The organism is Kribbella swartbergensis, assembly GCF_054784135.1.
The window spans coordinates 394,793-409,845 of record NZ_BAAGPM010000018.1; the positions used below are offsets into that span (position 1 = coordinate 394,793).

The window sequence follows — 15,053 nt, forward strand, 5'->3', positions numbered from 1 at the left end:
CCGGCCCGGGTAAATCCGCTTGGCCGGGTGGTCGGCGGGTGGCTAGGGTGCGGGGGAGTCGAGTTTCGAGGAGTTGGAGATGCCCGGTCACTCGAGCACGCGCTGACCTGCCCCTGTCATCGCGTGCTGCTTCCGGTGTAAGCGGCGCGGTTTCTCCTGCCCGATTCCGGGCTGACTCGAAGGACTCCTCGTGTCGCTGTCGTCGCGCGCGCCCAGCCTGTGGGCGGATCGTGATTTTCTGAAGCTCTGGATCGGCCAGAGCGCCTCGCTGTTCGCCGTTCACGCCAGTCAGGTGACGTTGCCGCTGGTGGCAGTCGTGTCGCTGGGCGCCGGCGCTGCTCAGCTCGGCGGACTGCGGGCCGCGCAGCAGGTGCCGATCCTGCTGTTCTCGCTGTTCGCCGGCGTACTGGTCGATCGCTGGCGGGCTCGCGCCATGATGGTGTACGCCGACCTCGGCCGGGCCGTGCTGCTCGGGCTCGTGCCGATCGCGTGGACTCTCGGACTGCCGTTCCTGTACGTCGTCGCCTTCGTCGGCGGAGTGTTCAGCGTCTGCTTCGACGTCGCGTACCAGGCGTCGTTCCCGCGGCTGGTCCGGCGTGAGCAGTTGGCACAGGGCAACAGCATCCTCGAGAGCAGCCGCTCCGTCGCGCAGATCTCCGGACCGGCCCTCGGCGGCGGGCTGGTGTCGTTGCTGACAGCACCTTTCGCCGTCCTGGGCAGTGCCTTCTGCTTCGTCGTCTCGGTCGTGTCGATCTGGCGGATCCGCGGTCTCGACACGCCTCCGTCGGGTCGGTCCGGCAGCATCCGGGAAGGCCTGAAAGTTGTGGTCGGCGACAGGTCGCTGCGTGCCGTGGCAGTGGCGACGTGCATCTACCAGTTCTTCTTCACCGCCGTGATGACCGTGTACCTGCTGTTCCTGGTGCGCTCGCTGGAGTTGCCGGGTGCGGTCGTGGGCGTCGTCCTCGCCGCCTTCGGCCCGGGCGCACTGCTCGGCTCCCTGCTGTCCGGCTGGATGCCCCGCCGGTTCGGCTACGGCCGCGTTGTCGTGTTCGCCGCCCTCGTCTCCGATCTGGTGATGCTCTGTACGCCGGTCGTCCACGGCTCGGGCGTCTTCACGATCGGCGCGCTGATCGCGATCAACTTCCTGTACGGCGTGTTCAGCCAGAGCGTCGACGTCGCCGTCACGGCCATCCGGCAGGCGGTCACCCCCGCGCCGCTGCACGGCCGCGTCGTCGGCACGATCAACTTCCTCGGCATGGGCCTGACCCCGGTCGGCGCTCTGCTGGGCGGCCTGGCGGCCGGCATGGTCGGCGCCCGCGCGGCCCTGGCCGTCACCATCGTCGGCCTCTTCCTGTCCCCGCTCGCTCTGAGCCTGTCCCCGCTGGCACGGCTGGGACGTAGCCTGGCGCGGTGAAGCGGATTCTGGTCACCGGGGTGTCAGGGGTGGGGAAGTCGACGGTTGTGGCGCGACTGGCCGAACTCGGTCACCGGGCCGTGGACCTCGATTCTCCCGAGTGGTCGGAGTGGGTGGACAGTCCGGACGGTGAAGGACCGTCGCCGCTACAGCCTGGGAAGGACTGGGTGTGGCGGGAGGACCGGGTGCGGGAGTTGCTGGCGGCGGACGGCGACGGCGTACTGTTCGTCAGCGGCTGTGCGCCGAACCTGGGAGCGTTCCGGGATCGGTTCGACGGAGTCGTGCTGTTGAGTGTGACGGCCGAAGTGATGACCGAACGGCTCGCCCACCGGACGACCAACGACTACGGCAAGCACCCGGAGGAACTCGCTCGCAGTCTCGAGTTCAAGGAGACGGTCGAGCCGTTGCTGCGGGCAACTGCGGATCTGGAGCTGGACGGCGCCGCGCCGCTCGAGCAGGTGGTGACCGAGATCCTCCGGTTCAGCCGTTGATCTCGGCGAGGCGGCCGCGGAGGATGGCCGACCGCGGTGGGGCGAACTCGTCGGTGATGGCCAGGGCCTGTTCGAGATAGTCGATCGCCTTCTGCGGATCGCCGGTCGCGAGGGCGTGGTCGGCCAGGCCCTCCAAGGCCGACACAAGATACATGTGGTCCTTGTCGCCGCTCGCGCCGTTCGCCACCACCTCGAACGACTGGCGGGCGCCGTCGGTGTCACCGGTCGCCAGCAGCGTCTCGCCGAGCGCGAGCCGGATCGTCCACTGGGTCGGGAGCTGGCCGGTCATGTCGGCGGCGATCAGCGCTTCGCGCTGGAGGTCGACGGCCTTCTCCAAGTTGCCGCGGAGACGATGCACCCGGCCCAGCTGCGCCAGCGCGTAAGGAAGGCTGAAGATGCTGTCCAGCTCCACTGCTGTCCGGTGCGCCTCGGTGGCCGTCTCGACGGCGTCGTCGAGACGGTCGATGCCGAGGTAGCAGCTGGTCAGCCCGCTCAGGGCGTCGGCCATCAGGCCCGAGGGGCCGAACCGCCGCAGCAGGTTCAACGACTCCTGGTACGCCTGGATCGCGGCGTCGTAGTCGCGTGCGTTGCCGCGTGCGATGCCGGTGAAGACCAGCGCACGGGCGAGCAGTCGGTCGTCGTTCAGATCGCGGGCGATGTCGATCGCCTTCTGGAGGGTCGGCAGCGCTTCGCCGTACGGGTCCAGCGTCTGCAGGCAGATGCCGAGGGTCGAGTAGAGCTGCGAGCGGACCCGCGGATCCCCATCCTCGGGCAGGCGCTCCAGAGCTCGATGGAGTACGTCGACCGCTGCTCGTGCGCCCTGTTGACCCCGGACCAGGCGTGCCGTCGCATGCAGTATTCGTGCCTCGGCGTTCCGGTCGCCCAGACGGCGGGTCGCTTCGAGGGCGAGCTCGAGGACCCTCGTGTGCTGCTGGATCTTGCCGCGCTGCTGGAGCAGCACACAGCAGCACAGCCCCAGCATCCAGGCGTGATCAAGACGATCGGTCTCGGCTGCCTGCTCGACTGCGGCCGCGAGATTGGTGGCCTCCGCGTCCGCCCACGCCACCGACTCACGGATCGTCGCGATGCTCGGCAGGGGGACGGGAGGGCGCTCGGCGAGTTCGAGGAAGTCCGGGCTTGCCTGCTGCAGGAGCGGGTGCGAGGACGCCTGGAGGTAGTACTCGAGGAGGCGGTCGAGCGCCGCATCGAGGTCCGCCGCAGAGTCCGTGCTGCGGGCCAGGTCCGCGGCGTAGTGGCGGATGAGATCGTGGAACTGGTACCGGCCGGGCGTCGGCTGGAGGAGCAGGTTGGCGTCGACCAGGGACTCGGCGAGGTCGGCGGCCTCGTCCGGACTGCGGTCGAGCAGGGCGGCGGCGCCGTACTCGTCGAGGTCGCGGCCGGGCAGCAGGCCGAGGAGGCGGAACGTGCGCTGCTGGTCGGCGCTCAGCTGCGCGTAGGACAGCTGGAAGGCGGCCGCGATACCGAGGCCGTCGGCGCTGAGCTCGGTCAGGCGGCGGCCGACCCGATCGAGCCGCTGGTTGATATGGGCAACGGTCCAGCCGGGCCGGTGGCGGAGCCGGGCGCCCGCGATCCGGAGCGCGAGCGGAAGGTTTCCGCAGCGCTCGATCAGTCCGTTGCTGGCCGCAACATCGGCGCCGACGCGGTCGGCGCCGACGAGTTGGGCGAGGAGTGCGGCCGCGTCGTCGGCGGCGAGGAGTTCGAGGTGCAGGCGTTCGCGGACGTCGAGGCCGGTGAGCTGGTTGCGGCTGGTGACGAGGACGCCGCACGTCGGTGAGCCGGGGAGCAACGGCTCGACCGTCGCACTGTCGGGGGCGTTGTCCAGTACGACGAGCAGCCGCCGCCCGGCCACCGTCGTACGCCAGAGGGCCTGGGCCTCCTCGAGCGTGTGCGGGATCGCGGGACCCGGCACGCCGACGCCGGTGAGCAGATGCTCGAGGGCGGACTTGACGTCGAGCGGTGCCCGGCCGGGGGTGTGGCCGTGCAGATCGACGAAGAGGAGCCCGTCGGGATACCTGCTGCCGGCCTGGCGGGCGGCGTTGACCGCGAGGGCTGTCTTGCCGACACCGGCCATGCCGTCGATGGCGACGATCGGGGGAGCGGAGGCGCCGGCGTTGCCGAGTGCGGTGGCGAGGCGGGTCAGTTCCGTGGTGCGGCCGACGAAGGTGGCACCGGCGTACGGGAGTTCGTCACGGACCCGCGGCGGGGCCTCGTTGCGGAGGATGGTCTGGTGGATCTCGCGCAGCGCGGGCCCCGGCTCGACGCCCAGTTGGTCGACGAGAGTTGCGCGAGTGCGCGTGTAGACGTCGAGGGCGTCCGCCTGGCGGCCGTCGGCGGAGAGCGCGCGCATCAGTTGTCCGGCCAGGTGCTCGTCGAACGGCCTCGCGGCGACGGCCGGCACGAGTTCGGCGATCAGTTCCGCGTGCCGGCCGCGGTCGAGGTCGACGTCGACGCGGTCGGCGAAGACCTTGTCGCGGCGCTCGGTGAGGCGGAGTCGCTGGGCGGCCAGATACTGACCGGGCAGACCGGCCAGTGGTTCGCCGCGGAAGAGGTCGAGAGCGCGCCGGTACTCGTCCGCGGCGGCATCGAGATCACCGCGGTCACGGTGCCGGCCGGCCGTGCGTACGGCGGTCTCGAACACGGTGATGTCGAGCGCGTCGTCCGGAAGCCGCAGTACGTAGCCGTCCGTCGTCCGGTCGAGGACATCCGTCGGCAGAGTGCGGCGTAGCCGGTAGATGTACGGCGGCAGCACCTTGAGACCCGTCCCCGGTGGCTTGTCGTGCCAGACCAGGTCCAGGAGTTCCTCAGGTGGGCAGATCTGGTTCGCCCGCAGCGCCAGCACCGCCAGCAACGCCTGTTGCCGGTGAGGGCCGGGCGCAATCGTCCGGCCGTGCCATTGAACCCGGAGCGGCCCCAGCAGGTCGATCCGTAGCGGGCGGTTCACTCAGTGCAGTCTGCCCTGCCGAGGGTTCAGGCCTCAATGGACATCTCACGAGCTGAGGCCGGGGGCCCAATAGGCTGGACCGCATGGACTCCTCGGCCCCGCACAGCTGCACATTGCCTGGTCGCGGGCCGTCGTGACCGGGCCGGAGCATCTGGCCGTCGTCGCAGCCGGTCTCGGCGCGGGAGTGCTGACCTCGACGGTCGGCGTCGCGTCCTTGCTCAGCTTCCCGGTCCTGATCGCGCTCGGGATCCCGCCGGTGGTCGCGAACACGTCAAACACCCTCGGGCTGCTGCCCGCCTCGCTGAGCGGCTCGTTCGGGTACCGGCGGGAGTTGCGCGAGATACGGCGGCCGACCACGACCGCGGTCATCCTGACCTGCGCGATCGGCGCGGTCGGTGGTGCCGCGCTGCTGCTGGCCCTGCCGCCCGGGGTGTTCGCCGCGGTGGCGCCGTGGCTGATCCTGTTCACCTGCCTGATCGTCGGCGTCCAGCCGTGGATCACGAAGTGGCTGCGGTCGCGGCACGAGCACCCGCACACCGAGCGGACCACGATGTCGCCGGCGACCACGGTCTTCGCCGCGCTGACCGGTGTGTACGGCGGCTACTTCGGCGCCGGCGCGGGTGTGATGATGATGGCGGTGCTCGGCCTCGGGCTCGATCTCGACCTGCGGATCGTCAACGCGCTCAAGACCCTCGCGTTGCTGGCCGCTAACCTGGTCGCCGGCCTGATCTTCGTCTTCGTCGCCGACCTCGACCTGACCGTCGCGGGTTTGCTGGCGGCCGGCTCGGTCGTCGGCGGGTACGTCGGTTCGCACATCGGCCGCCGCCTCCCGGCCACGCTGTTGCGCGTCCTGATCGTCCTGGCCGGCATCGTCGCCGCCGTACTGATGCTGGGCTAGTGCGTCGAGACGAGCACGCGCCGGCGGGACGTCAGGTGGAGTCGCGACGGACCAAGGTGGTGGGCAGGATCACGGCGGCCGGTTGCTCGCCGTTGATGACGTCGCCGAGGAGCCGGACCATTTCGGAGCTGATCCGTTCGAAGGGCTGGCGCATCGTAGTGAGGGGCGGGGTCAGGGCCGCGGCGAGATAGGAGTCGTCGAACCCGCCGACGGCGACGTCGCCTGGCACCCGCCGACCCTGCGCGGCCAGCGTGGTCAGCGCACCGGCCGCCATCAGGTCGGAGGCCACGAACACCGCGTCGATGTCCGGCCTGCGCTCCAGCAGCTCCGCCATCGCCCGTTGTCCACCGAGTCGCGAATAGTCGCCGTGGGCAACGAGCGACTCGTCGTACGCGTCACTCAGCTCGTCGCGGTAGCCCTGCAGCCGCTGGACGCCGCCGGGGGTGTCGAGCGGTCCGGTGATGGTGGCGATCCGTTGCCGGCCGGTGTCGCGCAGGTGCCGGACCATCTCGCGTGCCCCGGCCACGTCGTCGGCGGCGACGTACCCGATCTTCCCCTCGTACCCGAGCGGCGTACCGCACGCGACCGTCGGGATGCCGTCGCGGAGCAGGGTCCCGACCACGGGGTTCCCGGCGTGGGACGAGATGAGCAGTACGCCGTCGACGTGGCCGGCCGTGACGTAGTCGGTGACGCGGCGCCGTTCCTCCGCTGTACCGGCGACCATCAGCAGCAGCGGCATGTCGCGCTTGGCCAGCGCGTCCGCGGCACCGCGGAGCAGGACCGAGAAGTTCGGGTCCTCGAACAGGAGCTGCTGGGGCTCGGTGAGCAGGAAGGCGACCGAGTTCGCCCGGCCGGTGACCAGGCTGCGGGCGTGCCGGTTGGCGGCGTACCCGGTGGACTTGATGGCGGCCTGGACCGCGGTGAGCGCCTCGGGCGAGACCCAGTGGCCGCCGTTCAGTACCCGGGAGACGGTGCCCCGGGAAACTCCGGCGACGGCGGCCACGTCCTTGATCGTGGGTCGCCTGCGGCCGCCGTTCTGCTCCACAGTGCCCGAGTCTAGTGTCAACTCTTCACCGCACCCGCCGCGAGATCGACCTTCCAGTAGCGCTGCAAGGTGAGGAAGAGGGCCAGCAGCGGGATGATCGACAGCAGTGAGCCGGTGACGACCGAGGTGTAGAGGCTCGGCTGGGACGCGCCCTGGTTGAGCAGCCCGGACAGTCCGACCGTGAGCGGGAACAGGTGGTCGTTGCCGAGCATGATGTACGGGAGCAGGAAGTTGTTCCAGATCGCCACGAACTGGAACAGGAACACCGTCACCAGCCCGGGCGCCATCAACGGAACCGCGATCGACCGGAAGATCAGGAAATCACCGGCCCCGTCGGTCCGGGCGGCCTCCACCAGATCGTCGGGTACGGCGGCCGCCGCGTAGATCCGGGCCAGGTAGATGCCGTACGGACTGATGATGCTCGGCAGCAGCACAGCCCAGTAGGTGTTGGTCAGCCCGACCTTGGCCAGCAGCAGGTACTGCGGAACCGCCAGCACCACGCTCGGTACGAGGACCCCGGCGAGCAGCACGTTGAACGCCGCCTGCTTGCCGGCGAAGGTGTACTTCGCCAACCCGTAGCCGGCGGCCGCCGAGACGAACGTCGACAACAGCCCACCGACACCGGCGTACAGCGCGGTGTTCGCCATCCACCGCCAGAACAGCCCGCCGCGGTAGGCGGTCAGGTCGGCGATGTTGCCGAACAGGTGCGTCGACGGGCTGAACGTGAACGTGGAGAACAGTTCCGCACCGCTCTTCGACGAGGCGATGACCACCCACGCCACTGGCAGCAGGCAGTACACGGCGCCGACCAGCAGGATCCCGGTCGCGACCGGACTGTGGGTCCGAGGCCGGCGTACGGCGGTCTGCACGACCGGGACGGTGCGCTCGGGGGTCATGGTCGTCGTCATCGGTTCTCCTGACCGAACGCGCGGTTCTGGACCAGCCGCAGGAAGCCGAACGACAGCACGAACGTCGCCATCGCGAGGATGACCGAGGTCGCCGCCGCCGAGTGGATGTCGTCGCGGGTGAACGCGTCCCGGTACACCTTCATCAACGGGGTCCAGGTGCTCGAGATGGTGTTGGTCAGCGGCCGCAGCGTCACCGGCTCGGCGAACACCTGCAGGGTCGCGATGATCGAGAAGACGAACGTCATGATCAGCGACGGCAGCACCACCGGGACCTTGATCCGCCAGGCGATCGCGATCTGGCCGCAGCCGTCCAGTTCGGCGGCCTCGTAGATCTCGGTCGGGATCGCCTTGAGCGCGGTGTAGATCACCACCATGTTGAACCCGACGCCACCCCAGACGGCGATGTTGGCGACCGCGAAGATGACCGACCCGGACGACAAGAGGTCGGGAAGCGCCCAGCCCAACCGGTCGGCGGCGTAGTGGAACGGGCTCACCGACGGCAGGTAGAGGAAACCCCACAGCAACGAGGAGATGACGGCCGGTACGGCGTACGGCAGGAAGATCGCCAACCGTGAGAACCTCCGGGCCCGGGCCCGCGGTGTGTCCAGCAGCAACGCGAACAGCAGGGCCAGTCCGAGCATGGCCGGTACGACGATCACGCCGTACGCCGCCACCCGCAGCACGCTCGAGGCGAACTCCGGATCGGTCAGCGCCTTGGTGTAGTTGGAGAACCCGGCCCACACCTGTTCGCGGGATCCCTTGCCGAGCCCGAGCCCGCGCACCTTGACGGTGCGCAGGCTCAGGTACACCGCGTACGCGATCGGCAGGGCGAGGAAGGCCGTGAACAGCACCACCGCCGGGGCGAGGAAGGCGTACGGCGCCAGGGGCCTACGCCGGGGGGTCGTGCTCACTTGACCGAGAACCCGGAGCTCTTGAGGTTGTCGAGTGTGGTCTTCTGCATCGTCTTCACCGCGGCCGTGAAGCCTTCCTTCGACTTCGCCCGGGCGGCCTTGCCGAACTCGTCGGTGTAGGCGGAGTAGGCGACGTTGACGTTCGGGCCGAAGGTGAAGCTGCGGGCGGTCTTGGCGATCTCGGCCGCCTTCGGGTAGAAGTCCGGCTGGTTGGCGAAGAACGGCGGTGCCGCGGACAGCGCCTGAGCCTGGCCCGGCTGGTCGGCCGGGTAGACGCCGCTGGTCTTGGCCAGTGCGCTGACGGCCTCGGGTGAGGTGTTGAGCCATTCGACGAACTCGGCCGCTTCGGCGGGGTGCTTGGACTGCGACGTCACGGAGGTCGCCGAGCCGCCCCAGTTGCCGGTGGCGGGCTGGTCCGGAGTCCACTGCGGCAGCGGAGCCATCGCCCACTTGCCCTTGGTGGCGGCGGCGTTGCCCTCCAGCACGCCTGGCGCCCAGATGGCCGAGAGCCAGCCGACCTGGGTGCCGTTGTTGAGCGCGGCGTTCCACTCCGGCGTGTACATCGGCTTGTTGTCGATCACGCCCTCGGCGACCAGGCCGCCCCAGTAGTCGGCGACCTTCAGCGTCGGCTCGTCGTCGATCGACACGGACCAGGATTCACCGTCGATGCTCCACCAGGACGCACCGGCCTGCTGGGCCAGTCCGGCGAACCAGCCGGGGTCGTTGGCCGAGAAGGTACCGAGGTACTTCTTCGGGTCGGCGGCGCGCAGCTTGCGGGCGACCTGCGCGTACTCGTCCCAGGTGGTCGGCACCTGCAGGCCGTACTGCTTGAAGATGTCCGTGCGGTAGTAGAACATCATCGGCCCGGAGTCCTGCGGTACGCCGTACACCGCGTCCGTGCCGAGAGTGATCGACTTCCAGACGGTCTCCGGGAAGTGGCCCGCGACGCCCGGGTCGAGGTGCTTCGAGATGTCCGCGAGCGCGTCGGCCGACACCAGCGTCGGGATCTTCTGGTACTCGGCCTGCATCAGGTCCGGGGCGCCGCTGCCGGCTTTGATCGCGGTCAGCAGCTTGGTGACCGCCGGGTCGCCACCGTCCTGCTTGTTCACGGTGACCTGGATCTCGGGGTGCGCGGCGTTCCAGGTCGCCACCACCTTGTCCATGTTCGGGGCCCAGGTCCAGAACGTGAGCTTCACGTTCTGCTGCCGCGTCTGCTGGGCGGCCGGCTCGTCGCTCGCGCCGGTGCCGGAGCAGCCCACCAGCAGCAGCGCGGCTCCGGCGGCCAGAGCGGTCAGCCGGCGGCGGGGGTTTCGTCGCATCGCTTGTCTCCTCCTCGGGGAGTGCCCGGTGTCGGGGGCGCCAACTGCGACCCAGCGGGCTGTGCACGTTCACAGTGATATTCGGGTCCAAATCTTGTCAACACTTCGATTCATCCTGTTTCCTTGCTGATACGTCCGGCCGATCGGCTGTGTGCGTGCACAGAAAGTGAGGCGTGTCGATGGGTGCGGGCTGGCTTCCGGGGATTTCGTCGATCAGCTACGGCGGTGACTACAACCCCGAGCAGTGGCCGGAGGAGACCTGGCCCGAGGACATCGAACTGATGCGGCAGGCCGGCGTGAACCTGGTCAGCATCGGGGTCTTCTCCTGGGCCCTGATCGAGCCGCGGCCCGGTGAGTACGACTTCGGCTGGATGGACCGGCTGTTCGCGCTGCTGCACGACGCCGGCATCCGGATCAGCCTCGGTACGCCGACCGCCTCGCCGCCGGCCTGGTTCTTCCACCAGCACCCCGAGGCCCGGGTGGTGACCCGCGACGGAACGGTCCTCGGCTTCGGTTCGCGTGGCATGGCCAGCCCCAGTTCACCGGCGTACCGGGACGCCAGTACGTCGATCGCCCGCCAGCTGGCGCGTCGCTACGGCAAGCACCCGGCACTGGCCGTTTGGCATGTGCACAACGAGTACGGCGCTCCCGTGTCGGAGTGCTACTCGGAGCAGAGCATCCGCGCCTTCCGCCGGTGGCTGCAGGAACGCTACGGCTCGCTCGACGCGCTCAACCAGGCCTGGGGTACGGCGTTCTGGGGCCAGCGCTACGTGGAGTGGGAACACGTCTCCGCGCCGGCCGTGTCGGCGAGCGTGGTGAATCCGGCCCAGCGACTGGACTTCGCCCGGTTCAGTTCCGACGCGCTGCTGCGGTGCTTCGTCGCCGAACGGGACGCGATCCGGGCCGAGTGTCCCGACGTCCCGATCACGACCAACTTCATGGCCGGTACCTGCCCCTCGGTCGACCTGTGGAAGTGGGCCGAGGCGGTGGACATCGTTGCCAACGACCACTACCTGGTCGCCGAGGATCCCCGCAGCCACGTCGGTCTGGCGCTGTCGGCGGACCTGACCCGGTCGATCGCCCGCGGCCGCCCGTGGATCCTGATGGAGCACTCGACCTCAGGGGTGAACTGGCAGCCGCGCAACCTGGCGAAGCGGCCCGGCGAACTGGCCCGCAACGCCCTCACGCATCTGGGCCGCGGCGCCGATGCGGTGATGTTCTTCCAGTGGCGGGCGTCCCGGTCCGGCGCGGAGAAGTTCCACTCGGCGATGCTGCCACACGCCGGCACCGGCAGCCGGATCTGGTCGGAGGTGTGTGCGCTGGGCGACGGACTGGGCCGGCTCGCCGAAGTGCTCGGCTCCGAAGTGCGCGCGGACGTCGCCGTCCTCTGGGACTGGGAGTCGTTCTGGGCGCAGGACCTGGAGTGGCGGCCGAGCGAGGACCTGTCCCACCGCGAGCGGGTCGACACCTTCTACGACCGGCTCTGGCGCGACGGGATCACCGTCGACTTCGCGCATCCGGAGTCCGACCTGTCGGCGTACCGATTGGTCGTCGCGCCGGCGTCGTACCTGCTCACAGAGGTTGCTGCGGGCAACCTTCGGCGGTACGTCGAGAGCGGCGGAACGCTGGTGGTGTCGTACTTCTCGGCGATCGTGGACGAGAACGACGCCGTCCACGCGGGTGGCTACGTGGCACCGCTGCGGGACGTGCTCGGACTGACCGTCGAGGAGTTCCTGCCGTTGCGGGCCGGTGAGACGGTCCGGCTGACCGGTGGGCTGACCGGCGACGTCTGGTCGGACGACGTCGCTCTGGAAGGCGCCGAGGTGATCGCCGCCTTCGAGGACGGGCCGGGGGAAGGGAAGCCGGCCGTCACGCGGAACGTGCTCGGCGCCGGTTCGGCGTACTACATCGCCACCCGGCTCGGCGTGGACGAGTTGGCCGTCGTACTGCGTCAGGCGTACGACGACGCGGGGATCGTGCCGGCGGACGGCCTGCCCGAGGTGGAGCTGATCCGGCGCCACGGCAGCGACGCCGACTACCTGATCGCGGTGAATCACGGCACCCGGCCGGTGGACCTGCCGGCCGGTGGCACCGATCTGCTGACCGGAGAGGCGGGTGACTCGCTGAAGCTCGACGCCGGCGGTGTCCGCGTCGTCCGGGTGGCACGACGCTAGGAGGGTTCAGATGAGACCGATCACCCGAAGGACCGCACTCGGCGGCGCGGCGGCCGTGATGCTCGGCGGTGCCGGGACCCGGCCGGCCATGGCCGCGAGCGGCGTGGTCAACCCAGGCTTCGAGCAAGGACTCGGTGGCTGGCAGGTGCTGGGCGACGTGAGTGCGGCGAAGATCGAGGGTGGCGGCCGGACTGGTGACCGGCTGACGCACTGGGCGGCCGCCGACTACCGCGTCACGACACGCCAGACGGTCGAGTTGCCGGGCCGCGGCTGGTGGACCGTGAGTGGGCCAAGTCCGGTGGCGCGCTCAACGCGAGCACGGTGTCGGTCCACGGCTGCGGACCGGCAGCCCGGATCGTGGTCGCGCAGACCGTGCAGGACGACCAGTGGGTCCGCTCCGCGGTCTCGGTGTACGCCGATCGCCGGAAGCCGTGCACGATCGAGCTGACCACGTCCGGGCCGGGTGGCACCTGGGCGAGCTTCGACGACGTCGGCCTGGCCGCCGGGCGGGTCGAGCGGACGATCCGTGGTGGCGACCTGTCCGGGCTGGCGAAGAACGAGGCGTTCGGTGCCGCCTACTTCGACGCGGACGGACGCCGCGGCGACGCCGTCCGGATCCTGGCCGGGGCCGGGATGAACCTCGGCCGGCTGAAGGTCTGGGTCGATCCGGCGGACGGTTTCAACGACAAGGCCCACGTGGTCGCCACCGGGAAGCGGATCAAGGCAGCCGGGATGAAGCTGCTGGTCGACTTCCACTACTCCGACCGCTGGACCGACCCGGGGGCGCAGGGCATCCCGGCCGCCTGGCGGAACTTCACGCCGGCCCAGTTGGCGGACGCGGTGGCCGCGCACACTCGCGACGTACTCCAGGCCTTGAAAGCGGCCGGCGCAACGGCGGACTACGTCCAGGTCGGCAACGAGATCAACCCCGGGATGCTCTGGCCGTGGGGCCAGACCTGGGACGTCGATCCGTCGGACCAGGTGGTCGGCGCGCAGTGGGACAACCTGGCGTCGTTCCTGACCGCCGGTTCGCGCGCGGTGAAGTCGGTCGACCGGTCGACCAAGGTGCTGCTGCACCTGACCAACATCAACAACGGCATCGGCAGCCTGACCTGGTGGTTCGACGAGGTGGTCGCCCGGAACGTGCCGTTCGACCTGATCGGGCTGTCGTACTACGGGTACTGGCACGGCAGCCTGGCCGACCTGCAGGAGGCGATCACCACGCTGTCCGCCCGGTACGACCGGGACGTGCTGAACGTGGAGACGGCGTACCCGTTCACGCTGGCCGACGACACGCCCGCCTTCGAGAACATCATCCGCGAGCCGGGTCAACTCGTCCCGGGCTACCCCGCGACGCCGGCCGGGCAGTCTGCCGCGTTCCGCGCCGTACAGGACGCGGTGGCCTCGGCCGAAGGCGGCCGCGGCATCGGGACCGTCTACTGGGAACCAGCCTGGACCGCGGTCGCCGGTGCCGGCTGGGATCCGGCGGACCCGTCGTCCGGCAACGCGTGGGAGAACCAGGCACTGTTCGATTTCACCGGCAGGCTGCTCCCCGCCGCCCGAAACCTTTCGCTGCTCGCCAAGGGATAAGACCCCTCGGTCCCGGCCCCGGCCGATGTGCGAGAGTCGGGGCCGAACGCCGTGTGAGAGAAGGGGCCGACGATGACGCAGCTGACCAACTGGGCCGGGAACATCAGCTTCGCGAGTCCGCTGCATCGCCCGCGGTCGGTGGCGGAGTTGCAGGAGATCGTCGCGCGTAGCGAGAAGGTCCGCGTCCTCGGCACCGGGCACTCGTTCAACCGGGTCGCCGACAGCACCGGCGCACTGGTCAGCGTCGCCGACCTGCCGACGGTGATCGAGGTCGGCGACGGCGGCGTGACCGTCTCGGCCGGGCTGAGGTACGGCGAGATCACCGGCGCGCTCCAGTCGCGCGGACTCGCCCTGCACAACCTCGGATCACTGCCGCACATCTCGGTGGCCGGGGCGTGCTCGACCGGGACGCACGGCTCCGGTGACACCAACGGCCCGCTCGCCGACGCGGTCAACGCGATCACGTTCGTCGACGCCGAAGGCGACCTCGTCACACTGACCCGTGACCACCCCGACTTCGCCGGCTCGATCATCTCGCTCGGCGCGCTCGGGGTGACGGTCAGCCTCACACTCGACGTGCAACCGTCGTACGAGATCAGCCAGGTCGTGTACGACGGTCTGCCGGTGGACCGGCTCGGCAGCGACTTCGCCGAGGTGATGGCGAGTGCGTACAGCGTGAGTGCGTTCACCGACTGGGTCGACCCGGATGTGATGGTCTGGCGCAAGCAGCGGGCCGGTGCGCCGATCGAAGCTGCGCCCGATTCCTTCCCCACCCCACCGCCCCGGTCGTGGCTCGGTGCTCACATCGCGGACGGGCCGCGGCACCCGATCAAGTCGATGCCGGCCGAGTACGCGACCCAGCAGGGCGGCGTACCGGGGCCGTGGAACGAGCGCTTGCCGCACTTCCGGCTCGAGTTCACCCCGAGCAACGGTGACGAGTTGCAGTCGGAGTACTTCCTGCCCAGGACCGCGGCGGCCGAGTCGTTCGAGGCGTTGCGGGCCTTGGGCAACCAGTTGGCTCCGGTGCTCCAGGTGTCGGAGGTACGGACGATCGCCGCGGACGAGCTCTGGTTGAGCCCGAGCCAGGGCCGCGACACCGTCGCCCTGCACTTCACCTGGATCCAGGACGAGGCCGCCGTACGCCCGGTCGTCGTCGCGCTCGAGGAGGCGCTCAACCCGCTCGGCGCCCGGCCGCACTGGGGCAAGGTGTTCGCGGCCGACGCGGCGTACCTGCGGTCCTGCTACCCGAAGGTTGCCGACTTCATCGACCTGGCCGCGAAGTACGACCCGACCGGCAAGTTCCGCAACCCGTTCCTCGACACGTACCTGCCCGGTTCGTGA

General features: G+C 69.8%; 11 protein-coding genes. 6 read left to right on the plus strand and 5 right to left on the minus strand.

Annotated features, from left to right (window positions below):
* The first annotated feature begins 190 nt into the window (after positions 1-190).
* Positions 191-1,414 carry an MFS transporter gene (locus tag ACYVOK_RS17230; RefSeq protein WP_460663444.1) on the plus strand — a complete coding sequence of 408 codons (1,224 nt, stop codon included), beginning with the start codon at positions 191-193 and terminating at the stop codon, positions 1,412-1,414.
* The gene (locus tag ACYVOK_RS17235; RefSeq protein WP_460663445.1) at positions 1,411-1,905 is read left to right on the plus strand and encodes an AAA family ATPase; all 495 of its coding nucleotides are present in this window, start codon (positions 1,411-1,413) and stop codon (positions 1,903-1,905) included. The genes ACYVOK_RS17230 and ACYVOK_RS17235 overlap by 4 nt, the downstream gene beginning before the upstream one ends.
* On the opposite strand, the gene ACYVOK_RS17240 is transcribed toward ACYVOK_RS17235, so the two are convergent.
* Positions 1,895-4,867 carry an AfsR/SARP family transcriptional regulator gene (locus ACYVOK_RS17240; RefSeq protein ID WP_460663446.1) on the minus strand — a complete coding sequence of 991 codons (2,973 nt, stop codon included), beginning with the start codon at positions 4,865-4,867 and terminating at the stop codon, positions 1,895-1,897. The two genes, ACYVOK_RS17235 and ACYVOK_RS17240, sit on opposite strands and share 11 nt — an antisense overlap.
* A gap of 133 nt (positions 4,868-5,000) precedes the next feature.
* Here ACYVOK_RS17240 and ACYVOK_RS17245 point away from each other — a divergent pair, with 133 nt between their 5' ends.
* A complete protein-coding gene (locus ACYVOK_RS17245; RefSeq protein ID WP_460663447.1) occupies positions 5,001-5,765 on the plus strand; it encodes a sulfite exporter TauE/SafE family protein in 765 nt (254 codons plus the stop codon).
* Between the two features lie 31 nt (positions 5,766-5,796).
* Here ACYVOK_RS17245 and ACYVOK_RS17250 read toward each other — a convergent pair whose 3' ends face one another.
* Genes ACYVOK_RS17250 through ACYVOK_RS17265 form a run of 4 tightly spaced genes read right to left on the minus strand, consistent with a single transcriptional unit; the run spans position 5,797 to position 9,948 of the window.
* Positions 5,797-6,810: a LacI family DNA-binding transcriptional regulator gene (locus ACYVOK_RS17250; RefSeq protein ID WP_460663448.1), complete on the minus strand. Its 1,014-nt coding sequence runs from the start codon at positions 6,808-6,810 to the stop codon at positions 5,797-5,799.
* A 17-nt stretch (positions 6,811-6,827) separates the two neighbouring features.
* Entirely contained in the window at positions 6,828-7,718 is an 891-nt protein-coding gene (locus ACYVOK_RS17255; RefSeq protein WP_460663449.1) for a carbohydrate ABC transporter permease, read from the minus strand.
* Positions 7,715-8,629 (minus strand): carbohydrate ABC transporter permease, encoded by a 915-nt coding sequence (locus ACYVOK_RS17260; protein ID WP_460663450.1) that lies wholly within the window; start codon positions 8,627-8,629, stop codon positions 7,715-7,717. Before ACYVOK_RS17260 ends, ACYVOK_RS17255 begins: the two co-directional genes overlap by 4 nt.
* Positions 8,626-9,948 (minus strand): ABC transporter substrate-binding protein, encoded by a 1,323-nt coding sequence (locus ACYVOK_RS17265; RefSeq protein ID WP_460663451.1) that lies wholly within the window; start codon positions 9,946-9,948, stop codon positions 8,626-8,628. Before ACYVOK_RS17265 ends, ACYVOK_RS17260 begins: the two co-directional genes overlap by 4 nt.
* 179 nt (positions 9,949-10,127) lie before the next feature.
* Here ACYVOK_RS17265 and ACYVOK_RS17270 point away from each other — a divergent pair, with 179 nt between their 5' ends.
* The 3 genes from ACYVOK_RS17270 (at position 10,128) to ACYVOK_RS17280 (ending at position 15,053) form a co-directional block, all read left to right on the plus strand.
* Complete coding sequence (locus ACYVOK_RS17270; protein ID WP_460663709.1) at positions 10,128-12,122, plus strand: beta-galactosidase; 1,995 nt, start codon at positions 10,128-10,130, stop codon at positions 12,120-12,122.
* A 273-nt stretch (positions 12,123-12,395) separates the two neighbouring features.
* Positions 12,396-13,712 carry a glycoside hydrolase family 53 protein gene (locus ACYVOK_RS17275; RefSeq protein ID WP_460663452.1) on the plus strand — a complete coding sequence of 439 codons (1,317 nt, stop codon included), beginning with the start codon at positions 12,396-12,398 and terminating at the stop codon, positions 13,710-13,712.
* 72 nt (positions 13,713-13,784) lie between these two features.
* Positions 13,785-15,053: a D-arabinono-1,4-lactone oxidase gene (locus ACYVOK_RS17280; protein ID WP_460663453.1), complete on the plus strand. Its 1,269-nt coding sequence runs from the start codon at positions 13,785-13,787 to the stop codon at positions 15,051-15,053.

Excerpts from the sequence above, each read along its gene's own strand:
- ACYVOK_RS17270 (WP_460663709.1), top strand. The coding sequence starts at position 10,128 with ATGGGTGCGGGCTGGCTTCCGGGGATTTCGTCGATCAGCTACGGCGGT.
- ACYVOK_RS17280 (WP_460663453.1), top strand. The coding sequence starts at position 13,785 with ATGACGCAGCTGACCAACTGGGCCGGGAACATCAGCTTCGCGAGTCCG.
- ACYVOK_RS17255 (WP_460663449.1), bottom strand. The coding sequence starts at position 7,718 with ATGACGACGACCATGACCCCCGAGCGCACCGTCCCGGTCGTGCAGACC.
- ACYVOK_RS17265 (WP_460663451.1), bottom strand. The coding sequence starts at position 9,948 with ATGCGACGAAACCCCCGCCGCCGGCTGACCGCTCTGGCCGCCGGAGCC.